The sequence below is a fragment of the Flavobacterium silvisoli genome (assembly GCF_004329815.1).
Classification (GTDB): domain Bacteria; phylum Bacteroidota; class Bacteroidia; order Flavobacteriales; family Flavobacteriaceae; genus Flavobacterium; species Flavobacterium silvisoli.
In genome coordinates this window covers 179,370-203,385 of sequence record NZ_SJPE01000004.1, presented here as the reverse complement: position 1 = coordinate 203,385, position 24,016 = coordinate 179,370, and the positions used below count along the sequence as shown (strand labels likewise).

20 protein-coding genes and 1 other RNA gene are annotated in these 24,016 nt (G+C 37.7%); 9 read left to right on the top strand and 12 right to left on the bottom strand.

Going from position 1 to position 24,016, the window contains the following annotated elements; translation table 11 throughout:
- Nucleotides 1-442 precede the first annotated feature (442 nt).
- Entirely contained in the window at nucleotides 443-1,186 is a 744-nt protein-coding gene (locus EZL74_RS05580; RefSeq protein WP_131475610.1) for an NYN domain-containing protein, read from the top strand.
- A gap of 228 nt (nucleotides 1,187-1,414) precedes the next feature.
- Here EZL74_RS05580 and EZL74_RS05575 read toward each other — a convergent pair whose 3' ends face one another.
- A complete protein-coding gene (locus EZL74_RS05575; protein ID WP_131475609.1) occupies nucleotides 1,415-3,034 on the bottom strand; it encodes an ABC-F family ATP-binding cassette domain-containing protein in 1,620 nt (539 codons plus the stop codon).
- A gap of 244 nt (nucleotides 3,035-3,278) precedes the next feature.
- Here EZL74_RS05575 and EZL74_RS05570 point away from each other — a divergent pair, with 244 nt between their 5' ends.
- Nucleotides 3,279-4,688: a TlpA family protein disulfide reductase gene (locus EZL74_RS05570; RefSeq protein WP_161971701.1), complete on the top strand. Its 1,410-nt coding sequence runs from the start codon at nucleotides 3,279-3,281 to the stop codon at nucleotides 4,686-4,688.
- Between the two features lie 94 nt (nucleotides 4,689-4,782).
- On the opposite strand, the gene fsa is transcribed toward EZL74_RS05570, so the two are convergent.
- From fsa to ffs, 5 genes are all read right to left on the bottom strand, one after another.
- Complete coding sequence (fsa, locus tag EZL74_RS05565) at nucleotides 4,783-5,439, bottom strand: fructose-6-phosphate aldolase (RefSeq protein ID WP_131475607.1); 657 nt, start codon at nucleotides 5,437-5,439, stop codon at nucleotides 4,783-4,785.
- A gap of 97 nt (nucleotides 5,440-5,536) precedes the next feature.
- Entirely contained in the window at nucleotides 5,537-6,340 is an 804-nt protein-coding gene (locus tag EZL74_RS05560; RefSeq protein ID WP_131475606.1) for an SDR family oxidoreductase, read from the bottom strand.
- A gap of 60 nt (nucleotides 6,341-6,400) precedes the next feature.
- The gene (locus tag EZL74_RS05555) at nucleotides 6,401-6,766 is read right to left on the bottom strand and encodes a VOC family protein (RefSeq protein ID WP_131475605.1); all 366 of its coding nucleotides are present in this window, start codon (nucleotides 6,764-6,766) and stop codon (nucleotides 6,401-6,403) included.
- 83 nt (nucleotides 6,767-6,849) lie between these two features.
- Nucleotides 6,850-7,848, bottom strand: coding sequence for an enolase C-terminal domain-like protein (locus tag EZL74_RS05550; protein WP_131475604.1), 999 nt, complete (start codon nucleotides 7,846-7,848; stop codon nucleotides 6,850-6,852).
- Between the two features lie 50 nt (nucleotides 7,849-7,898).
- Nucleotides 7,899-7,996, bottom strand: an RNA gene (gene ffs / locus EZL74_RS05545) — signal recognition particle sRNA small type.
- Between the two features lie 85 nt (nucleotides 7,997-8,081).
- On the opposite strand from ffs, the gene EZL74_RS05540 reads away from it, so the two are divergent.
- Entirely contained in the window at nucleotides 8,082-9,131 is a 1,050-nt protein-coding gene (locus tag EZL74_RS05540) for a glutaminyl-peptide cyclotransferase (RefSeq protein ID WP_131475603.1), read from the top strand.
- A 52-nt stretch (nucleotides 9,132-9,183) separates the two neighbouring features.
- Here the strand turns inward: EZL74_RS05540 and EZL74_RS05535 are convergent, their stop codons facing one another.
- The 4 genes from EZL74_RS05535 to rho all read right to left on the bottom strand — a co-directional run bounded on the left by EZL74_RS05535 (nucleotide 9,184) and on the right by rho (nucleotide 15,671).
- Complete coding sequence (locus EZL74_RS05535) at nucleotides 9,184-9,771, bottom strand: hypothetical protein (RefSeq protein WP_131475602.1); 588 nt, start codon at nucleotides 9,769-9,771, stop codon at nucleotides 9,184-9,186.
- Nucleotides 9,772-9,891: 120 nt separating this feature from the next.
- Nucleotides 9,892-11,781, bottom strand: a complete 1,890-nt coding sequence (dnaK, locus tag EZL74_RS05530) for a molecular chaperone DnaK (RefSeq protein ID WP_131475601.1) — start codon at nucleotides 11,779-11,781, stop codon at nucleotides 9,892-9,894.
- Nucleotides 11,782-11,935: 154 nt separating this feature from the next.
- Nucleotides 11,936-13,891: a TonB-dependent receptor plug domain-containing protein gene (locus EZL74_RS05525; protein WP_161971700.1), complete on the bottom strand. Its 1,956-nt coding sequence runs from the start codon at nucleotides 13,889-13,891 to the stop codon at nucleotides 11,936-11,938.
- A 97-nt stretch (nucleotides 13,892-13,988) separates the two neighbouring features.
- Complete coding sequence (rho, locus tag EZL74_RS05520) at nucleotides 13,989-15,671, bottom strand: transcription termination factor Rho (protein WP_131475599.1); 1,683 nt, start codon at nucleotides 15,669-15,671, stop codon at nucleotides 13,989-13,991.
- Nucleotides 15,672-15,857: 186 nt separating this feature from the next.
- Between rho and EZL74_RS05515 the strand changes: the two genes are divergently transcribed.
- Entirely contained in the window at nucleotides 15,858-16,268 is a 411-nt protein-coding gene (locus EZL74_RS05515; RefSeq protein WP_240034562.1) for a DUF4293 domain-containing protein, read from the top strand.
- A 77-nt stretch (nucleotides 16,269-16,345) separates the two neighbouring features.
- Here the strand turns inward: EZL74_RS05515 and EZL74_RS05510 are convergent, their stop codons facing one another.
- Nucleotides 16,346-16,852, bottom strand: coding sequence for a metallophosphoesterase family protein (locus EZL74_RS05510; protein WP_131475597.1), 507 nt, complete (start codon nucleotides 16,850-16,852; stop codon nucleotides 16,346-16,348).
- A 124-nt stretch (nucleotides 16,853-16,976) separates the two neighbouring features.
- Here EZL74_RS05510 and truA point away from each other — a divergent pair, with 124 nt between their 5' ends.
- From truA to lpdA, 5 genes are all read left to right on the top strand, one after another.
- Complete coding sequence (gene truA / locus EZL74_RS05505; RefSeq protein ID WP_131475596.1) at nucleotides 16,977-17,711, top strand: tRNA pseudouridine(38-40) synthase TruA; 735 nt, start codon at nucleotides 16,977-16,979, stop codon at nucleotides 17,709-17,711.
- A gap of 3 nt (nucleotides 17,712-17,714) precedes the next feature.
- Nucleotides 17,715-19,472 (top strand): ABC transporter ATP-binding protein, encoded by a 1,758-nt coding sequence (locus tag EZL74_RS05500; RefSeq protein ID WP_131475595.1) that lies wholly within the window; start codon nucleotides 17,715-17,717, stop codon nucleotides 19,470-19,472.
- 90 nt (nucleotides 19,473-19,562) lie between these two features.
- Nucleotides 19,563-20,594, top strand: a complete 1,032-nt coding sequence (locus EZL74_RS05495; RefSeq protein ID WP_131475594.1) for a phosphatase PAP2 family protein — start codon at nucleotides 19,563-19,565, stop codon at nucleotides 20,592-20,594.
- A gap of 9 nt (nucleotides 20,595-20,603) precedes the next feature.
- Nucleotides 20,604-21,140, top strand: coding sequence for a phosphatase PAP2 family protein (locus EZL74_RS05490; RefSeq protein WP_131475593.1), 537 nt, complete (start codon nucleotides 20,604-20,606; stop codon nucleotides 21,138-21,140).
- Nucleotides 21,141-21,227: 87 nt separating this feature from the next.
- On the top strand, nucleotides 21,228-22,616 hold the full coding sequence (lpdA, locus tag EZL74_RS05485; RefSeq protein WP_131475592.1) for a dihydrolipoyl dehydrogenase: 1,389 nt from the start codon (nucleotides 21,228-21,230) through the stop codon (nucleotides 22,614-22,616).
- Between the two features lie 68 nt (nucleotides 22,617-22,684).
- On the opposite strand, the gene EZL74_RS05480 is transcribed toward lpdA, so the two are convergent.
- A complete protein-coding gene (locus EZL74_RS05480; protein WP_131475591.1) occupies nucleotides 22,685-24,007 on the bottom strand; it encodes a tetratricopeptide repeat protein in 1,323 nt (440 codons plus the stop codon).
- Nucleotides 24,008-24,016 lie beyond the last annotated feature (9 nt).

Here is a 24,016-nt window from a genome sequence, read left to right as displayed (position 1 = left end):
TGATAATAATTACCCGAACAATCCATAACATCAAATGTGGCTTTACTGATGTCAATACCAAATGTTTTTTTATCTTTATCCATAAGAAAATAATTTTGGAAAGGACAATCTACTTGTGTTTCATCACCTTAAAAACGAGATCCAACTCTCACAGAACTGTACGAAATAAAAGTAGAAAAGAGAGGGGATTATCACTGTTAACGGAATCTGAAGTTCCTGCGGTTATCGAAAACCTTACTCCTCTCTTTTGTTCTTTCTGATTAATGTATAAATTTAGAAATTGTAAACTTAAGGCGGTTTTATGCAATAGCTGGTTTACTGTATTACTTCACACTTTTCTTTATAAAAAACAGTATCTTTAACCGAAAGAAATAGTTTCGTTATCCGCAGCACGACGTTGTCGGTAATTATGCACAGCCATATAATCAAAGACAAAACAAATATGATAGAAGATAAACTTGCAGTATTAATTGATGCAGATAATGTATCATACACAAATGTAAAAGAAATGTTGGAAGAGATTTCTAAGAACGGAACTCCAACTATAAAAAGAATATATGCTGATTGGACTAAACCGACTGTTTCCGGATGGAAAAATGTTCTTTTGGAAAATGCTATAACGCCAATTCAACAATACAGTTATACAACCGGAAAGAACTCAAGTGACAGTGCAATGATCATCGATGCAATGGATATACTTTATTCTGAAAAAGTGAATGGCTTTTGCATAGTATCAAGTGACAGTGATTTTACAAGATTGGCCACAAGACTTCGAGAAGCAGGAATGACAGTGATAGGATTCGGAGAAAGAAAAACTCCGCAACCTTTTATTTCTGCTTGTGATAAATTTATTTATTTGGAAATTCTGAAAGCGGTCGTTGTAGAAACCGATGATTCTAAAAAGCGAACCACAAAACCGAAACGAAAAGAAGAACCACTCAGCAAAGTAGATTCAAAAACAATCAAGCTTATAACAGACAGCGTTAATGATTTAGCGGATGAAAGTGGTTGGGCATTTTTGGGCAATTTAGGAAGTTATATTCTTAAAATGAAACCTGATTTTGATTCAAGAAACTATGGATTTCCTAAACTTTTACCTTTGATTAAAGACATCAATAAGTTTGAAATCGATGAAAGAGAAACTGGAAAGGGAAAAATAAGACATATATACCTCAAAGAAAAATAACTCCCACCAACAGCGTTTTTAAAAAATTCCTTCGGCAATTGCTACGTTCGTGTGTTGGTTTATTGTACAACTTCACACTTTCTTTACGAAAAAACAGTGTTTTTAACCGAAAGAAATCGTTTTGCCTACTATCTAGTGCATAAAACAGCAATCCGATAGAGTTTCCTGTAATATGATTTAGAACTTTACTAATTTAAAAACCGCCTATTAGGCGGTTTCTAATGTCTGTTATGAATACATTTTCTTTCTCATTTCCTGAATTTTATCATCCTCCAGGTATTCATCAAAAGTCATGTATCTGTCAATTACCCCGTTGGGTGTGATTTCCAATACACGGTTGGCAACGGTTTGGGCAAACTCATGGTCATGCGTGGTAAACAATACCGAACCTTTGAAGTTTTTAAGCGAATTGTTAAACGCTGTAATCGACTCCAAATCAAGGTGGTTGGTTGGCTCATCTAACATCAACACATTGGCGCGAATCATCATCATGCGCGACAGCATACAACGTACTTTTTCGCCTCCTGATAATACCGTACATTTTTTCAGCGCCTCTTCTCCCGAGAAAATCATTTTCCCTAAAAATCCACGAACATAAACTTCATCACGCTCTTCTTCGGTTTTGGCCCATTGGCGTAACCAGTCGACCAAGTTCAAATCAGGATTGGTAAAGAACTCACTGTTATCATTGGGCAAATAGGATTGCGTGGTCGTGATTCCCCAATCAAATGTTCCGGCATCGGCTTTTAGTTTGTCGTTTAATATTTCATAAAAAGCAGTGGTAGCTCTGGAATCTTTAGAAAAGACCACTACTTTATCGCCTTTGGCCATGTTTAAATCTACATTCTTAAACAAAACCTCACCATCAACAGAAGCTGCCAAGTTTTGTACGTGTAAAATTTGATCGCCAGCTTCTCTTTCGGTATCAAAAATGATGGCCGGATATCTGCGGCTTGACGGTTTTATTTCGTCTAAATTCAATTTCTCAATCATTTTTTTACGTGAAGTTGCCTGCTTAGACTTGGCCACGTTGGCACTGAAACGACGAATAAATTCTTCTAATTCAGCTTTCTTTTCTTCAGCTTTTTTGTTTTGTTGGGCTTTTTGACGGGCCGCTAACTGACTGGACTCATACCAAAACGTATAGTTTCCTGAATAGTGATTGATTTTTCCGAAGTCGATATCCGAAATATGAGTACAAACCGAATCTAAAAAGTGACGATCGTGCGATACTACTATTACAGTATTGTCATAATTAGCTAAAAAATTCTCTAACCAAGTGATGGTTTCAAAATCCAAATCATTGGTCGGCTCATCCATTACCAGCACATCGGGGTTTCCGAAAAGTGCCTGTGCCAATAACACACGAACTTTCATCTTTCCTTCCATTTCACTCATCAAAGTATAATGCATATCTGAAGAAATTCCCAAATTCGAAAGCAATGCTCCGGCATCAGACTCGGCATTCCAACCGTTCATTTCTTCAAACTGTACCTGCAACTCGCCTATTCTGTCTGCATTTTTATCATCGTAATCCGCATATAATGCATCCATTTCCGATTTTACAGCAAACAATACTTTGTTTCCCATCATCACGGTTTCTAAAACAGTATGATCGTCAAACATGTTGTGATTTTGGTTCAGTACCGACATGCGTTTTCCGGGCTCTAAGATTACCCTTCCGGATGTAGGTTCGATTTCTCCGGCTAATATTTTGAGAAACGTTGATTTTCCGGCACCGTTAGCACCAATAACACCGTAGCAGTTGCCCTGAGTGAAGGTTGTATTTACTTCATCGAATAAAACTCGTTTACCAAATTGTACCGATAAATTAGAAACTGTAAGCATGAATTGTCCTTTATTTAAATTTGGTGCAAAAGTAGTGAATAGTGTTCAGTCTTTGGTAAAATAGTATTCAGTTTTTTTATATCAAACACTGTTCGTCATCGAATTAAAAACCGAAATATAACATCGTAAAAAAAGATTGGATAATTAACAATAAAACAGCATATTTACGGCGCTTTACATTTAACTAATGATTAACAGTAAAATCCAATTCGTCAGGTTATTTTTGTTTACTAGTTTCGAAAACATGGTTACGCTTAAAAATATAAAAAGTTTTAGCATACTCTTTCCTTTATTCGTCCTTTGCTGTTCGTGTAAAAATGAATTTAAAAGCAATGACTACGTGGCTTATTTTGGTGGTGAAGTAGTCAATCCGAACAATCGATATGTATTGTTTTGCAAAGACAATGAGGTGATTGATACTTTGAAACTAGACAAAAACAACCGATTCTTCATTCAGTTCGATTCGCTATCGCCCGGACTTTACACCTTCAAACACGAACCCGAATACCAATACGTTTACTTTGACAAAAACGATAGCATCATGGTACGTGTCAATTCAAAAGACTTTGATGCTTCTGTGGTTTTTTGCGGTCGGGGCGATCAAAAAAATAACTTTTTGATGGAGCAGTACTTGCGAAATGAGAAAGAAAAAAACAATTTGTTTGAAGTGTTTGATTACGATATTGATAAATTTACGCACACCATAGATTCTTCCTACCAAGAGGCTAAGAAGTTCTACACCGCCAAAAAAGAAGAAATTAAATGGAGTGATGAGTTTGATGTTTACGCCAAGGCATCGGTAGACTTCCCTTATTATTCGAGAAAAGAGCTTTATCCTGTAATTCACAAAATCAGAACCGGTAATGACGTTTTTGAAAAAATTCCAAGTGATTTTTATGATTTCCGTAAAAAAGTGAATTGCAACAACGTAGCCCTATCCTATTACTCCCCTTTTGTCATGTATTTGTCGCACATGCTTAATAATATGGGCGCTATCAATTACCATAATCATTTTTCAGAAGTTGACTTGGCTTTAAAAACAAACATCAACAAACTGAATATAGCCGACACTCTAATTAAGAATGAGAAGGTAAAAAATATTATTCTCAACAACATAGCATTTACCTATCTTTTGGAAGATCAAAACATGGTAAACAACAAAGCCTTTTTGGAAACCTACCACAAGTACTCCACTGATAAAAGCCAGAAAAATGAAATCCTGAAAATTGGCGATGCTATACAATTACTGACTGTAGGTAATAAATTACCTAATGTTTCATTAATAGACAACAAAGGAGAAACTATCTCATCTTCGAGTTTTGCCAATCAAAAGACGGTTATTTTCTTTTGGTCAGAAAATGCGATGTCACACTTTGAAGCCGTTCATAAAAAAATACTGGCGCTTCACAAAAAATATCCGGATTACCAGTTTGTAGCCATTAATCTGAACGATTCGCAGGAAGCCTGGACAAAGATGATGGGCAACTACAATTTTGACGGAATTACCGAATTGCGCTGTGGAGATTTTGAAGATTTAAAATCAAAATGGGTAATTACTAAAGTACACCGAACGATCATTCTTGATGATAAAGGTTTAATAAAGAATGCATTTACCAATGTATTTGAATCTAATTTTGAAGACGAATTGAAGTAGATTTTCAGATTTTCAGATTTTCAGATTATTAGATTATTAGATAAAAAAAGCGTCCCGAAAATCGAGACGCTTTTTTTATTTGGGTGGTTAACACTTATTGATTCCCTTTAGCATAATCAGCCAAGAACTGAGCCAAACCAATATCGGTTAACGGATGCTTTAACAATCCTAAAATAGAAGATAACGGACCGGTCATTACATCGGCACCAATTTTAGCACAGTTTACCACGTGCATCGTGTGTCGGATGGAAGCGGCCAAAATCTCTGTTTCAAAGGCGTAATTGTCATAAATATCACGAATTTCCTGAATCAAGGCTAAACCGTCAGTTGAAATATCGTCTAATCTTCCTAGGAACGGAGAAACGTATGTAGCACCTGCTTTGGCAGCCAACAAAGCCTGACCGGCAGAGAATACCAAAGTTACGTTGGTTTTTATTCCTTTATCTGAAAAGTATTTACAAGCTCTTACACCGTCTTTAGTCATGGGTAATTTCACTACAATTTGTTCGTGCAAATCAGCCAACTCCTCGCCTTCTCTGATCATGCCTTCGTAATCAGTTGCAATAACTTCGGCACTTACATCACCGTCTACAATGTTACAGATGTCAACGTAGTGTTTCAGGATGTTATTTTTTCCTGTGATTCCTTCTTTAGCCATCAACGAAGGATTAGTTGTAACGCCATCAAGAACTCCAAGACTTTGCGCTTCTCTGATTTCGTTTAAATTGGCAGTGTCAATAAAAAATTTCATACCGTAATTGTTATATATATTAAAAAGTTGTGTGTTCTTATTTTGATGCAAAGTTACATATTCAATGACAAAGTAAGGACCTGATTGTAAAAATTTGTTACAATTTATAATGATTCATCAACATACTTTCATAGATTCTGTCGGGCAAAATACGTTTCAGCACTATCGAAAATTTTTGCATAAACAGTCCGACTTTATAGTGCAGTTTGGGATTCTTTTCGTTAATGATTTGATAAATAGCTGCTGCCATTTCATCGGGGTTACTGCCACTGTCAACATGCTCGTTCATTTGCTTCAGCGTATTGCCGTAAGGTGTTTCATAAGCAGAGCCTGTTATCACGGGCGCATGGTAGCGTCCTGAAGCTATATTAGTTGCAAAATCACCGGGAGCCACATTTACCACCTTAATACCAAAGTTTTTCACTTCCATACTTATGGCTTCCGCTACAATCTCTAATGCTCCTTTTGAAGCCGAATAAATGCCGCGGTATGGCAACCCCATGTAACCGGCAATGGATGTAATATTAATGATTAACCCTGAATTTTGCTCCCTCATTTGAGGCAACACCGCTTTTATGACTTCTATAGGACCAAAGAAATTCGTTTCAAAGTTGTTTTTGATTTCTGCTGTCGGAATTTCTTCTATGGGACCGGTAATCCCAACCCCAGCATTGTTAATCACTACATCAATGCGCTTTGATCTTGAAATTACCTGCTGCACGGCCTGTTTAATGCTCTCTGCATTGCGAACATCTAAAGCAATCAAAGGAAATAACGAATTGGTAATTTTATCCGGATTCCGGCTGGTGCCATATACCGTAAATCCTTTGTGAAACAAGAACTCTCCTATGGCCTTGCCTATTCCCGAAGAACCTCCGGTTATTAAAACTACTTTACTCATATATTTAATTTAAAGATGATAGATAACAGATGAATAGACGAAAGACTGTTTTTGTTTATTTTATTTATTTATATCTTGCCCAAATTGTAACATGTAGCCGTTATTATCATAAATGGCAAACTCGCGCATGCCCCAATCAAAGGTTTCCAATTCATAAACAACATTTACGTCATGTCTTAACTGATTCCAAAGCGTTTCCACATCATCAACTTTGATGTAGAATGAGCCGGTAAAAGCAGGCTTTTCAAACGGCGTGTGCTCGTTGGGCTTGGCAATCATCAACTCGCATTCATCATTAAACAAAGCCGCCCATTGCCACTCATCGCTGCATTCGCCACAACGAAAACCTAAAACATTGCAGTAAAAATCAATGGTTTCCTGCAACTGTTCTGTCCAAATTATTGGGGTAATGTGATGGAATTTCATGTTCTTTAATTATAAAAAAAGAATTAAAAAGACAAATAATCATTTGTCTAATCAGCCGCTAAAGATAAAAAAACACCCCGACGTTACCCAATTTTAATACCCAAACCGGGCTTTTCTCTTAAATGAATTGTACCGTTCACAATTTCAGTTCCTTTGGCAATATCATTACTGATCAAATTCGCTCCGTCTAAATCGGCATAATCACACAAAGGTGCTAAGACAGCTCCTGCCGAAATGCCCACCGTTGATTCGGTCATACAGCCAATCATGATTTTGAAACCAAGTTTACGGGCTTTGGCTATTAACTCTAATGCCGGAGTCAATCCGCCGCATTTGACCAACTTAACATTGATGCTTTTATAATGAGGTTGCAACTCTTTCAAAACCGAAATGTCCTGACAGTCTTCATCAGCCATCCAATTGGCGTAATGATCCGCATGCAGCACCTTAAAATGTTCAGAACCAGGCTTCATGGGTTGCTCCAAATAAGTGAATTTGGAAATCATTTCATAGTTTTCCAGCGAAAGACATTCAGCGGCAGTAAAACTCCCGTTAGAATCTAAAGCCAACGATTGATCCAGTTGCAACAACTTTGTTACCGCATCCTGATCAAAATGATTGCATTTGACTTTGAATTTACTCCAGGCCGATTGATTGATTTTTTTAATTTGGTTTTCTACCGAATCGACGCTGATGGTGATTGACGATTGTGGCAATTGACTGTAATTAATATTATTCAGTTCAAAAAAACTTTGGCGTTCTAATTTTCCAAATAAATCCCAGTAAGCGCAATCAAGTGCTGACCTTAAAAAAGAAGGCAGTTCAAGAGTTGACAAAAACGCATAAAAATCATTAGGATGAACTATTTTATGCTGTTCGATTTGAGTTTGAATTCTTTTTAAAATCAACTCAAAATCGGAAAGATTGATGTGGTAGTAATCTATGGCCGTGCATTCGCCAAAACCTTTTTTCCCATGAGCTTCCAACGACACAATCAAGGCTTCGCGGAATGAGTAATTCCCATATGCAATGGCAAAGGTTTCTTTGAGATTGAACGTTACTATTTGCCATTTTACAACCATAGGGTATAAAAATAAAAAATCCCGATAAATTTCGGGACCCAATTTTAAAAAAATGGCAAGCGACCTACATCGCACCGCTCAACCACATACCTTTGCTATGTTCCCATCCTGGAGGATTTTGCAGGAGCTGGTCGTGTAGGACTTGCCGCTGCAAATATACAATCTTTTTCATTTTTTGCAAGAAATTAAGTCCTTTATAAATATATTTGTGAGTGAAAAATTAAACTTTGCGAATGAAAAATTATAATCTGCTAATAACCATTTTATTAGCCTTACACATGGTTGGTTGCGGCGACAGTCAAAAAGAAAAGGAAGACTATTTCAGTATTGATGAAACCCATTTCAAACCCTTATTTCAAGCTACAGATAAGGTAGATTTGTCACTTATCAACGGTAAAAACAAAACCATAGACAGTGTAGTTTATTTTGCCAACGACAACAAACTGGCTACCGTAAAGGGAAATAATAAATATGCTTTTGATTTGAGCGGAAAAAAATTAGGATATCAAAACCTGAAGGCTTTAGTTTATTTTGAAGGAGATACCGTTTCTATAAAATCACGTATTGAGGTGGCAGCCGCTGTCGCTCCGAAATTATTTAAATATACCGTCGTAAACACCTACGACCACGATGTGGAAGCCTTCACAGAAGGTTTTGAGTTTTACCGCGACACTCTGATGGAAAGTACCGGACAAAACGGAAAATCATATTTTGCCAAAATTGATTATAAAACCGGAAAAGCCTATAAAAAAGTTAGTATCGATCAGCAGTATTTTGGCGAAGGCATTACTGTGATTAATGACAAAGTTTACCAATTAACCTGGCAAAACGAAGAAGGTTTTGTATACGATGCCAATACTCTAAAGAAGATTAAAACGTTCCGATTTGACAAAAAAATCGAAGGCTGGGGAATGACCAACGATGGCAAAAATATTTACCAATCTGACGGAACTGAGAAAATTTGGACCATGGATCCGGAAACCCAGAAACTGACGGATTATATAAACGTGTATACCAACGACAGTAAAATAAAAAGTATTAATGAGTTGGAATGGATTAACGGCAAAATTTACGGTAATATTTGGCAAAAAGATGCTATAGCTGTTATTAATCCTCAAACCGGTGCGGTAGAAGCTGTAATAGATTTATCTGCTTTAAGAGCCAAAGTAACCAACAAAGAGGCTGAGGTATTAAACGGAATTGCCTTCAACAAGAAAACCAATACCATTTTTGTAACCGGAAAAAATTGGAATAAAACGTTTGAAATAAAAGTATCCGAATAAATTCAAACCCTACCTGAAAAGAAAAAATCCCGATGAAGTATCGGGATTTTTTTTATTTCTTTTTTGCTGTTACATATTCGGCTTTGACAGGATCGTAAGTAAATTTATTTTCCTGAGTTTTTCCTTTTTGAATAATGGAGCCGTCCGGATTCAATTTGAACTCAAAACCTTCCCTTCTGATTTTCTCCTGTGTTTCAGAAGCATTTTTCAATTTGTCTAAAAATACTTTCTCAGTGATATGATTGGTCATTTGAGTATTGGAAAACACTTGTTTTTTACCAGTAATTTCATAAATATTTGAATAAACAGTCGTAATATCTTCTGTCTTTAGGTCGGTTTTTATTTGGTTTATTTCTGTCCACGTCAACAAATACAACTTAGTCCCATTGGCTGTAAAAGCACTGAGTTTACAATCGCCCGGGACAAACTTAGAATCGACCGTTTTAATCACAATGGCGTCGTTGGGCTTCCCTTTATCAGTTATGGTCAACTGAAAATTTCCCGATTTAACCTCGGCGACTAAATTATCTGTTTTGGCAAAAGCCGATGTTACAGCAGCACTTTTACCTGTTTTCTTTTTTTGGGCAAAGGCGTTGACACTCAGTAAAACGACAAAGGTAAACAAGACCATTTTTTTCATAGCAGAAGAATAATTCATTTATAGAAATCGAATATACAAAATAATCGGTTCATTAAATGTTAAATAAAAAAACCGGATAATTGCTTATCCGGTTTCTTGTCATTCAAATAACCTTTTATATTATTTTACTTCTTCAAAATCTACGTCTTGAGTCTGGTCGCCACCAGCAGCATCAGCTTGTGGTTGCGCTTCATGTGTTTGTCCTTCGCTTTGAGCTTTGTACATTTCTTCGGAAGCGTTTTTCCAAGCTTCGTTGATTTTGTCTAAAGCCGGTTGAATAGTGGCTACTTCTTTGGTATCATAAGCCGCTTTCAATTCAGTCAAAGCACTTTCAATAGCCTCTTTATTAGTTGCAGATAATTTATCGCCGTATTCTTTCAGTTGACTTTCTGTTTGGAAAATCATAGCATCAGCTTCGTTTAATTTATCTGCTTTTTCTTTAGCCAATCTATCGTTTTCAGCATTCATTTCGGCATCTTTCTTCATTCTTTCAATTTCTTCCGGAGTTAACCCTGAAGAGGCTTCGATACGAATGTCGTGTGATTTTCCGGTACCTTTATCAGTGGCAGATACTTTGATGATACCGTTGGCATCAATATCAAAAGTCACTTCAATTTGAGGCACACCTCTAGGGGCCGGCGGAATTCCGTCTAAGTGGAAACGACCGATGGTTTTGTTATCAGCGGCCATGGTTCTTTCCCCCTGCAATACATGGATTTCAACACTTGGCTGGTTATCGGCTGCTGTTGAGAATACTTGTGATTTTTTGGTAGGAATGGTAGTGTTGGCTTCGATTAATTTTGTCATTACGTTACCCATGGTTTCGATTCCTAATGATAGCGGGGTAACGTCAAGCAGCAATACATCTTTCACATCTCCGGTTAAAACACCACCTTGGATAGCCGCACCAATAGCTACTACTTCGTCCGGGTTCACCCCTTTTGATGGTTTTTTACCAAAGAATTTTTCTACTTGCTCTTGGATTACCGGAATACGGGTTGATCCTCCTACCAAGATTACTTCATCGATATCTGAAGTAGATAAACCGGCATCTTTCAAGGCTTTGGCAACAGGTTCCATAGAACGTTTTACCAAGCTTTCAGCCAATTGCTCGAATTTGGCACGAGTTAACGTTTTTACCAAGTGTTTCGGACCTGAAGCGGTAGCGGTAACATATGGCAAGTTAATTTCGGTTTGTGTTGAGGAAGACAACTCGATTTTTGCTTTCTCAGCAGCTTCTTTCAAACGTTGCAATGCCATTGGGTCTTTGCGCAAATCAACACCTTCTTCGCTGTTGAATTCGTTAGCCATCCAGTCGATGATTACCTGGTCAAAGTCATCTCCTCCTAAGTGAGTATCTCCGTTGGTTGACAATACTTCAAAAACACCGTCTCCTAATTCCAATACTGAGATATCAAAAGTACCTCCACCTAAATCGTAAACGGCAATTTTTTGGTCTTTACCTGATTTGTCTAATCCGTAAGCCAAAGCTGCTGCTGTAGGCTCATTAATGATACGCATTACTTTAAGACCTGCAATTTCACCGGCTTCTTTAGTAGCCTGACGTTGCGCATCGTTAAAGTAAGCCGGAACAGTGATTACGGCTTCGGTAACGGCATGACCTAAATAGTCTTCTGCAGTTTTTTTCATTTTTTGAAGTGTCATGGCTGACAACTCTTGTGGTGTATATAATCTTCCGTCGATATCAACACGTGGGGTGTCGTTATCTCCTTTTACCACTTTGTAAGCTACAGTAGAGGCTTCTTTAGCACTTTCTGTATACTTATTTCCCATAAAACGTTTAATAGACGCAATGGTTTTGGTAGGGTTGGTAACCGCCTGACGTTTTGCAGGGTCACCTACTTTAATTTCGCCGCCTTCTACAAATGCAATTACAGAAGGGGTTGTTCTTTTTCCTTCAGCGTTTGCGATTACTACCGGCTCTCCGCCTTCCATAACTGCTACACATGAATTGGTTGTACCTAAATCGATACCAATAATTTTACTCATAACTTTATCTCCTTTTTTAGTCTTTTGTTTGATTATTCCTCTACGAGTGAATAGTACTTTGTGTTGTACGGTTTCGAGAATGACAACTATTATGCCAAGCGGCAATCAGTAATAAATTGTCAGTTTCAGACTAAATCAGGCTGACAAGATGACACTATTGTTGGAGTGAATACTTTATCGAAAAATTAAATACACGACCGTCAATTGGCGCCCAAAGCTTGTCGAATTTCGGATTGTCAATGGTACCTGAATAAATTTTACCATAATTACTTTGCTTGAAATCGAACAGATTTTCAATGTTAAGCACCATTGTAAAATGACTCCATTTATACTGCAGCATAGCCGCTGCCAATACATAATTTTTTACCGGTTGGTAATTTTGATCCAGTTGGCTGGCAATGAGACTGCTCTCTAGACCAAAACGCCAGGTTTCTGAAGGCTCATAAAACAGCGTCGAAGAAAAATTATGCTTCGGAGTAACTGTCAAACTTTTGTGAAGGGTATCGTATTCTTTTTGCACATCGGTAAACACATAGCCCAAGTACAACTCAAAATCATCGTGTTCGAGTCGACAATAAGACTGAAATCCTCTTGTAACTAGTGAATTAGAAGCATTTTGCAATGCGGTTTGTCCAGCTGTTGCTGAACTGTCGTAAATAGGATTTTTAATCAGGGTATAAAAAAAAGACTGATTAAAAGTAATACTCATATTATTACCCAATCGTTTTTTGTAGTTCACATCGGCATTCCATCCGCGTGACCATTCCGCTTTTAATGAATTATTGTTATTTGTATTTGCCAAATCGGTTTCTAAATCAAGATAATTAAGCGCTACCGGTGATTTGTAACCAAATCCGCCATTCAACCGTGTCGAAAAATCAGCATTGATTTTGTACAATAGTGAAAGTCTTGGCAGTGCAAAATTGCCGTATTTGGAATTGAAATCATATCGAAATCCACTTTCCAAAACCCATTTTTTTGTTGGTTTATAAGTGTTTTGTACAAATGTTCCCAAAGTTGTATTGTGGTAATCAGAAACCAAAGGCAATATCTGTGATGAATTATCTGTAAAAAAGTCACCATTACAATTAATTCCCGCTACCCAATCCATTTTCTCTGATTTATGAAAATAGGAAGCTTCAGCATACAACAGTGTTTGTTTTCCGCTGAAAACATAGGCTTTAGTATCCAACTTTTGGTCTAAAAAACTGCTGCTGGTTTTGAACATTAGATTACTTTTCTCAGACAAATTGTATTGCCATTTGGCATCAAGGCTGTGCCGTTGCATTTGAGTAACAATATGATATAAGTTGCTGTCATAATGCGCAAAATATCGATTATCCCCTCCTTTTCGGGCATCAAAAGTCGCCGAATAATTTACTGTCACAGTAGACGCAGGAGAAAGATAAAAAATGAATTTAGGATGTATTACTGTATTGTTCACTTTTGCCACATCAGTCAATCCATCGTCATCTATATCTAAATGATGCTGAAATGTTTGCCCGATAAAACATGTAAACCCAAATTTTTTATTTCGTTTTGAAAAATACCCGTTCAAATTAGTTTCAGAAAGCGATGTTTGATTTGCTGTAAAACTGAGTTCCCTCTTAAAGTCGGGATTTTTGCTAATCAAATTGATTATTCCTCCGATAGCATCGCCACCATACAGTGTTGACGCCGATCCTTTGATAATCTCAATTTGTTTTAAATCCATAGGGGGAATCTGCATAATCCCAAAGTTGCCCGAAAGCCCTCCATATAAAGGCATGCCGTCTTTTAATAATTGTGTATATCGCCCGTGAAGTCCTTGTATTCTGGCCAAAGTATTTCCGGTGCTGGCGGACATTTGCTGCATTTGAATTCCGGCAATATCCCCCAAAAGACTCATGATGTTCCCGGGTTTAATATTGTTTTCTTCATTCATTTCCTCCAATCCCAAAACTTCAACGCGTGTGGGGGTGTTTTCTATACGAGAATTGGTGCGGGAAGAAGTTACTATGACTTCCTCCAACTTATTTTCTTTCACAGAATCTTTTACGGTCGCATTTTCATTTTGAGCCCAAAGAACTCCCGAAAACAAAAGGTAACATACAATAACGAAACGGCTCAAAGACATACTGTTTTTATTGCAAATGAAACTAAAATTGATGAAGTGTAAATGAAGATTTGTATAAAAAAATCCCAACTGTCAGGTTGGGATTTTATATTTAGTCGTTCATCGAAATGAGGAACTCTTCATTGTTTCTAGTTTTTTTGAAACGGTCGTTGATGAAATCCATCGCTTCCACCGGATTCATGTCGGCCAAATACTTACGCATAATCCACATGCGTTGAATTGTTTTTTCATCTTGTAATAAATCATCTCGACGTGTACTGGAAGACGTCAAATCAATAGCAGGGAAAATACGTTTGTTGGCAATTTTTCGATCTAATTGCAACTCCATATTACCGGTACCTTTAAACTCTTCAAAGATTACTTCGTCCATTTTTGAACCGGTTTCGGTTAAGGCTGTGGCAATGATACTCAGTGAACCACCGTTTTCAATGTTACGCGCGGCGCCAAAGAAACGCTTCGGTTTTTGCAAGGCGTTGGCATCTACTCCACCCGATAATACTTTACCGGATGCAGGTTGAACTGTGTTATAAGCTCTCGCCAAACGCGTAATGGAATCTAATAAAATCACCACATCGTGCCCGCATTCTACCAATCGTTTGGCTTTTTCCAAAACGATATTGGCTACTTTTACGTGCCGGTCTGCCGGTTCATCAAAAGTTGAGGCAATAACCTCTCCCCTGACACTGCGCTGCATATCGGTTACCTCTTCCGGGCGTTCATCAATCAACAATACGATTAAATACACTTCAGGGTGATTGGCGGCTATGGTGTTGGCAATGTCTTTCAACAACATTGTTTTACCGGTTTTGGGTTGCGCGACAATCATACCGCGCTGTCCTTTTCCAATGGGTGAAAAAAGATCTATAATACGGGTAGAAATAGTCGATTGTCTTCCGGCCAGGTTGAATTTTTCTTCTGGGAATAAGGGTGTGAGGTGTTCAAATGATACACGGTCACGCACTACCTGAGGATCATGTCCGTTAATCTTTAATACCTTTACCAAAGGGAAAAACTTTTCTCCTTCTTTTGGCGGACGCACCACACCTTTTACCGTATCACCGGTTTTTAAACCAAACAAACGGATTTGTGAGGTGGACAAATAAATATCATCGGGCGAAGCTAAATAGTTATAATCCGAAGAGCGCAAAAATCCATATCCGTCGGGCATCATTTCCAGAACACCTTCGCTTTCTATGATACCGTCAAATTCATAATCGGAATCGCGGAAATTGTTTTGCTTCTTTCCTTTGAAATTAGGATTGCCGTTGCCGTTTTGATTAGGGTTATGCTGTTTTGGTTTGTCTTCTTTAATGCTTTCCGGAGCTTGAATTGCAGAAGGAGTATCGGTTTCTTCAGGAGTAGTTTGAGGTTCAACAGCCTCTGTTTCTATGTCAAGAGGTTCGTCTAAAACGGGAGTTGCCGCATTTTTGTTCTTTTTCTCAAAAAGAGGTTTTTTGAATTTTGTTTTTTTATTCTGAAAAACCGGCTTTTCTTCAGTAGCTGCTGCAGAGGCATCGGCTGTAAACAAATCGCTTTGTTGGGTTTCAGGGGTTATTTTGGGGGCTGGGGTAATTCGCGTTCGTTTGGTTTTATTTTCAGCGGGTTGCTCAGGGGCTTGCGATTGCTGTTCTTTGAGAGTTTTATTTTGGTGTTCCAAAATATCTGCAATCAATTTATCCTTTTTGGCACCGGCTACTTTTATGGTTTTAGCCAACTTGGCAATTTCCTGAAGCTCAGTAAGCTTCATTTCTTTTAGGGCAGAAATATCAAACATGAATAGTGTTTTGATTTAAATTCGAATTTGGAAAATAGTACAATTTGTGGGTAGAATTTTTTGTAAAGAATAGTCCGAAGGATGAAGTACTTACGGATTTACCATGCAATAATACAAATAATATTTAATCATGCAATAGTATTTTTTAAAAAGAAACTATATTTTTGTCCCACATTTTTCAAAACCATGTTTAGAAAACAAACTTACTTTTTATTGGTGTGTCTGCTGTTGACGGGAGTATTTCCTTTTATTTTTCCGTTGTGGAAAGATGCTGAGGGGAAACCCTTCTATTTTATGATGGATATTGCTTACGTAGCTTTATTCGGATTGAGTGCAACATTGTCATTACTGAGTATTTTATCACACGCAAAAAGACAACAACAATTTGTCATGGGCAGATTGAATATCATATTGAATTTAATTTTATTAGGATTATTTGTGTATCGGACACTAAACTTATCCGGAGAAGCGGCTACCGTTTCTGAGAAGGGTATTGGGATGTTCTTACCTATTTTTTCTATCGTATTCTTGGTTTTGGCCAACAAAGCCATCAAAAAGGATGAAGATCTTGTAAAATCTGTGGATCGATTGCGATAAACCTATAAACTTAGTTTTTTAGTGCTGCAAAAAACCCGAATCGTTGATTCGGGTTTTTTATTTTATGTGGAGTTATCTCAAACAGATTGCTGTTTCTTACCCAGTTCAATTATCTCTAATTGCTGAATCTTATCACCATCAATCTCAAAACGGAGCATAGTCCTCACCTGATGAAAACCATAAATGCCACAAGCCCCGGGATTCATATGCAGGAGATTCAGTTGTTTGTCAAATTGGACTTTTAATATGTGGGAATGCCCACAAATGAAAAGTTTTGGCGGATTTTGTTGTATTTCTGTTCTTATTGCCTGATTGTATTTTCCGGGATAGCCGCCGATGTGGGTAATCCAAACATCCACATCTTCACAAAAAAAGCGGTTATTTAACGGAAACTCTAACCTTGCCTTGTCGTCGTCAATATTGCCGTAAACACCTCTCATCGGTTTGATTGCTTTAATGGCATCGGTCACTTTCAAATCTCCTATATCTCCAGCATGCCAAACTTCATCTGCCTGATGAACATATTTCAAAATACTGTCATCAATATGACTGTGCGTGTCTGAAAGCAGCAAAATTTTTTTCATAAATTATAAAATAGCTGAGAGGCAAAGTTACAAAGTAAGAAAGTATATTTTTTGAGAAAACTTTAGGCTTTTCACAACCTAAAAACTTTGTAACTTTGTTACTTCAAAAATTGTCTGTCACATCTTGAGATATTTTATCAAATTAGCTTATAACGGAACCCATTACCACGGCTGGCAATACCAACCCGATGCTGATTCGGTACAGGAAACCCTCAACAAAGCACTGAGCATCTTATTGAAAACTGAAATCGACATTGTTGGTGCCGGAAGAACCGATACCGGTGTACACGCCAAGCAAATGTATGCTCACTTTGATTTTGAGGATGAAATAGAACCCACAGGATTAGTCCGTAAACTCAATTCTTTTTTACCAAAAGACATTGTCATTTACGATATTTTAAAAGTAGCTGATGAAGCCCATGCCCGTTTTGATGCGATCAAGCGGACATATGAATACCATATACACACCTTTAAAGATGCGTTTGAAACCGGCAGTTGGCAGTACCAAAACAAATTGGACTTAGATCAAATGAATGCTGCCTGTAAACTGTTATTCAAGCACACAGATTTTGAATGTTTTTCAAAAACTAATTCTGATGTCCGAACGTTTAACTGTGTTATTTTTGAAGCACATTGGCAACAAAACGGCACCAAAATAGTGTTTACTATTTCGGCTGACAGGTTTCTGCGCAATATGGTTCGGGCCATAGTGGGAACTATGATTAATATTGGTTTGGGCAAAATAACGCTGGACGATTTTGAAAAAATTATAGAAAGTAAAAACCGCAGTAAGGCCGGCTTTTCGGTTCCTGCTCACGGATTGTATCTAACCCAAATTCAATACGAATACCTACCTTAAACTATGCAGGCAAAAGCATTCGACACTCATTTGTTTAAACGTATTTTAAAATACACCAAGCCCTATCGAAAAAGGTATTACGGTGTCATTTTATTTGCCGTGTCCTTGTCTGTTTTCGCAGCACTTCGCCCCTATTTATTAAAACAAACCGTGGATGCCTACATCAAACCCAAAGACGAACACGGGTTGTTGTTTTATGTCATGATGATGGGGATTGTTTTATTGTTAGAAACGCTCTCGCAATTTTACTTTGTGTATTGGGCCAATTGGCTCGGACAAGATATCATCAAAGACATCCGAACCAAACTCTTCAAACACATGCTCAGTTTCAGGATGAAGTACTACGATACTGCACCGGTTGGACAATTGGTGACTCGCTCCGTTTCGGATATCGAACAGATAGCGCGTATTTTCAGCCAGGGACTATTCATGATTTTCAGTGATTTAATGAAGATGGCTGTCGTGTTGCTTTTTATGTTTTTCATGAATTGGAGACTGACCTGGATTGTCATTATAGCCATGCCAATATTGGTATACATAACCCGAATTTTTCAGCGCAAAATGCAGGTCGCATTTGAAGAAGTGCGTACACAGGTTGCCAATATGAATACATTCGTACAGGAACGTGTAACCGGAATGAAAATCGTTCAACTTTTCAATCGTGAAGAAATCGAATATCAAAAATTCAAACAAATTAACGAAAAACACAATAAGGCCTGGATTAAGACTATTTTTTACAACTCAATTTTCTTTCCGGTAGCCGAAATCATTTCCTCATTAACATTGGCTGCAGTAGTGTTGTATGGTGGTTTTCATATTTTAGACGGGGATAAATTCACCACCTTCGGAGATTTATTCTCCTACACCATGTTTATTACGATGTTGTTCAACCCGTTGCGACAAATTGCGGATAAATTCAACGAAATGCAAATGGGAATGATTGCGGCCAATCGTGTTTTTGATATTTTAGATACTGATAAAGACGTACAACTTGGAGGAACCAAAGTGGCCGGACATTTTAAAGGAGCTATCCGTTTTGAGAATGTACGTTTCAGTTATATTGAAAAGGAAGAAGTACTAAAAGGCATTAATTTCAATGTAAAACCGGGAGAAACCGTAGCTATAGTCGGGGCCACCGGTGCCGGGAAATCGACAATCATTAATTTGTTAAACCGTTTTTACGAAATTGATTCGGGGGGCATTTACATAGATGAACACAACATCAACGACTTTCAAATGGAAAGTCTGCGCAAACAAATTGCCATTGTTTTGCAAGATGTATTTCTTTTTGCCGACACCATTCACAACAATATCACACTCAATAACCCGTCAATTTCAAGAGAAGATGTTATTGAAGCTGCTAAAAAGATTGGTGTGCACAAATTCATCAAAAGCTTACCGGGCGGATATGATTATGATGTAAAAGAACGTGGTGTGATGCTGTCATCGGGTCAAAGACAACTCATAGCTTTTTTAAGGGCTTATGTCAGTAATCCGAGTATTTTAATTTTGGATGAAGCCACTTCTTCCATTGACACTTATTCGGAAGAATTAATCCAAAAAGCGACCGATAGAATTACCCAAAACAGAACCTCTATTATCATTGCCCATCGTTTGGCTACTATCATCAATGCTGATAAGATTATTGTCATGGACAAAGGGCAAATTGTAGAAGAAGGAACGCATCAGGAATTAATCGATAAATCAGACGGTTACTACAAAAAATTATATATCGCTCAATTTATGACTACAACGGAATGATTACTATTTTTTAAAAAAATATCAAAAAAATGTAAATTTTTAAATAATATCTTAAAAAAATTATATTTTTAGCGCTCTTAAAAAAATTTAATGCGCGCCAAAATCTACTATTTCGTTGTACTCGGTACATTATTTTTATTTTCATTTTCTTCCTACGCACAAGTAGCCGTCGATTCTGTCAAAGTCAATTCACTTCTAACGGATACAATTAAAAATACTTACCAGCAATCAGTACGTATAGATATCAACACAACATACATTTTTTCTAAACCCCGTACCATTGACCTTATTCGATATATTCCTTCCGACATTTATCAATTTGGTGTTTCACTAACCCGCAAAGAAAACCTCAAATGGGATGCATTGGCGGTAGGAACTACTGTCGCTATGATACCGTATGACCAAAAAATATTAGAAGACGGTATTGATTTAGGAGATCGTTTGGGCGGCTGGGATGAATCACCACGATACAAACGTGTCTTGGGATTGGAATTCATTCCTACTAGCGTCAGCTCAGCTGTTTATTACATAGGTAATGGAAATACAACTCTTTTTCTAAGCGGTTTTTTTTATGTAAAAGGATTGATCAATCGACAAGATTACAGAGCTCTTAATACTTCAAGCGAACTTGTAGAAGCTCTATTAAGTGTTGGTGTTACCACACAAGCTTTTAAGAGAATAACAGGACGTCAAAGTCCTGTTGCCGCCCTGGAAACTAATCACGACGGAGGACATTGGACGCCATTCCCAAGCTTTAGTGCTTTTGGCAAACATACTCCATATTACGACGCTATGCCCTCAGGACACATGGCTACCTTCATGGCTACTTTAGTTATTATTTCGACCAATTATCCGGAATACAAATGGATAAAACCGGTAGGTTATTCGCTAGGTGGATTATTAGCCTTTAGTATGGTCAGTAATAAAGTGCATTGGGCCTCCGATTATCCTATCGGAATTCTTATCGGTTACATGATTGGTAAAAACATTGCTGAGAGAAGAATTACTGTCAAGAAAGATGATGCAGTAGGTATGATTCCTAAAAAACCGCGTTATGACATCAGTTATAGCTTGAATCAATTTTACAATACGCCTTTAGCCGGAGTGACTATAAAATTTTAGAAATTCAGCATGAAAAAAATTACCTTCCTCTTTTTGTTTATTTGCCAAACCAACCATTTAGATGCCCAGAACAGGGATATAACCAGTGCCGGAGATATTCTTCAGTTTGCCATTCCTGCAACAGCTTTAACTTCTGCACTCATTTATAATGACGACGGTACCAAACCGGCTCTTCAGCTTACTCTGACCTATTTTACGGGCTGTGCAATTCAACAATCCCTCAAACGCATCGTTCTTAAACCAAGACCCGATTGCTCCGATAATTATTCGTTCCCATCGGGCCATACAACTTCCGCTTTTGCCGGAGCTGCTTTTATTCAAAGACGACATGGCTGGCAATACGGAATTCCGTCTTATGTTTTAGCATCATTTGTAGGATACTCTCGAATACAAGCAAAAAAACATGACGGTTGGGATGTGTTAGCCGGTGCAACTATTGGTACAGGAACGGCTTATATCTTTACCAAACCTTATCAAAAAAAAATTCAAGTCGGATTTGACAAAGATCCAAACGGATACCAAATTGGTTTAACCTATATTTTCTAAAAACAATTAGCCCGCTAAAAAAGACTCCAAATTTCAAAAATAAATCCTTAAATTCGCAACTCAAATCTTTAAAGAAATTTTAATAAAATGAAATACGACATTATTGTTTTAGGAAGTGGTCCGGGCGGTTATGTAACAGCTATCCGCGCATCACAATTAGGCTTTAAAGTAGCCGTAATCGAAAAAGAAAACCTTGGTGGTATTTGTTTAAATTGGGGATGTATTCCAACCAAAGCATTGCTGAAATCAGCTCAGGTTTTTGATTACCTAAAACATGCTTCTGATTACGGATTAACCGTAAAAGAATTCGACAAAGACTTTAGTGCCGTAATCGCACGTTCGCGTGGCGTTGCTGACGGAATGAGTAAAGGCGTACAATTCTTGATGAAAAAAAATAAAATCGATGTTATTGATGGTTTCGGTAAAGTAAAACCGGGCAAAAAAGTTGATGTAACCGCAGCAGACGGTAAAGTAACTGAATATTCAGCTGACCATATCATTATTGCCACCGGCGCACGCTCAAGAGAACTACCAAATCTTCCTCAGGATGGTGTAAAAGTGATTGGGTATCGCCAAGCGATGACTTTACCAACCCAGCCTAAGAAAATGATTGTTGTGGGTTCGGGAGCTATTGGTGTTGAGTTTGCTCATTTCTACAATTCTATGGGAACAGAAGTTACCATCGTAGAGTTTATGCCAAATGTCGTTCCGGTAGAAGATGAAGATATCTCCAAACAATTTGAACGTTCGTTGAAAAAATCGGGAATCACGGTAATGACCAATTCTTCTGTAGAAAAAATTGACACCACCGGTAACGGAGTAAAAGCCTTTGTAAAAACAGCTAAAGGAGAAGAAGTTTTAGAAGCCGATATTTTACTATCAGCCGTTGGTATCAAAACCAACATTGAAAATATAGGTTTGGAAGAAACCGGCATTAAAACCGACAAAGATAAAATTTTGGTAAACGATTATTACCAAACCAATGTTCCGGGTTATTACGCCATAGGTGATGTTACTCCTGGACAAGCATTAGCTCACGTAGCTTCAGCCGAAGGAATTCTTTGTGTTGAAAAAATTGCCGGTTTACATGTTGAGCCTCTGGATTACGGTAACATACCGGGTTGTACTTATGCATCTCCCGAAATTGCTTCGGTTGGTTTAACCGAGAAAGCGGCCAAAGAAAAAGGCTATGAATTAAAAATTGGTAAGTTCCCGTTCACTGCTTCAGGAAAAGCCAAAGCTGCCGGAACTCCGGATGGTTTCGTAAAAGTAATTTTTGATGCCAAATACGGCGAATGGTTAGGCTGCCACATGATTGGAGCCGGAGTTACGGATATGATTGCTGAAGCAGTTGTAGCCCGTAAACTGGAAACCACCGGACATGAAATCTTAAAAGCGGTTCACCCACACCCAACCATGAGTGAAGCAGTTATGGAAGCCGTAGCTGATGCTTACGGAGAAGTGATTCACTTATAGAACAGCATTTAATTAGCATGAAAAAAGCCGAAACTAAGTTTCGGCTTTTTTATTACAGCTAGCTTAAATTACATTTTAGCTTTCAATGCTTTATATTTATCTGTCATTTCAAGCGCATTGTAAACACTTAAAAGGGTCTTTTTAGCTGCCTCATTTGTAGGTTCAATCTCTACAGCTTTTTCAAGGTAAGGCAATACCGCTTTAAAATTTTTATCTCTTTCTCCTTTCAGAACTTCGTATCGTTTGTTGTCTTTTTCAGAAGTCCCCAATTTATTCATCTCATTTACCCATTTTTCATCGGCTCTTAATTTTAACTCGGCTAAATTCAAATTAGCATTGAAATAATTCGGATTTACTTCCAAAGCTCTTCTGTAATATTTCTCAGCTTCATCCAATTTACCGGCATCTGAACTGATTACCCCAAGGTTATAAAGCAAATCAACATTGTTCGGATTTTTTTGCAATGCTTCATTCACTAATTTGGTATAAGTATCGTAATCTTTTATTTTCAGATATAAATCCAATTCGGTCAATAATAATGAATCGTCGTTTGGATTGGCTTTACGAGCTTCTTCAACCGCAGATTTAGCTTCGTTAGTTTTACCTTGTTCAACTAATATCAAGGCGATGTTTTTATAAATCTCTCCTCTTTTTGATTCCAACTTTTCATCTCTTGGTTTTTCGTGACTACCCGCTTTGATGAACAAATCGCGATCAGTTTTAGTCGGAAACGTTTCTTCTTGCTTCGAAGCTTTATTGGTTGCCCAATAAACCGTTCCTTCTCCGGTATAATTCAAAGCTTTCAGTTGACTGTAATAGTCTAAAGCTTTGTCATAATCCTGAGCATTTACGGCATAACTGGCTGCATAGAACAATTTATCCTGATCTTTTTTATCCAATTGATAAATAGCATATAACACCTCGGCAGCTTCTTTGAATTTTTTTACATTTCCCAGACCTACAGCCAAATTCACCATTTGTGGTTTGAATGCACCAATGGTTTCATTGATATCATCGGTGTAAATCTTTTTACCCGTCTTTTTTTCATAGTCTAAAGTAGCATTCAAGCTCACAGCCAAATCGGTTATGGCTTTTGGATTAGCCATTTTCAGTAGGGCTGCCTGAATTTGAGCCGGCGGCATCGTTTGATCTAATGCTAAATACTCGAGTACAGGAGTCATCGCTCTGTAAAAGCTTGCATAAATCTTATCTCCTTCTTCGGTAGCCAAAGGTTGAACTTTGGTTACCAATGCTTTATATTCGGCTAAATCATTTCCTTTGATTTCATCTTTTGCATAAATCTTTTTCAGCGCTTTTAACTCATCTTTTTGAGCAAAACCTGAAGCAGAAACCAGTATTGCTGAAGCCAATACAATGTGTTTAATTTTCATGTGGTATTT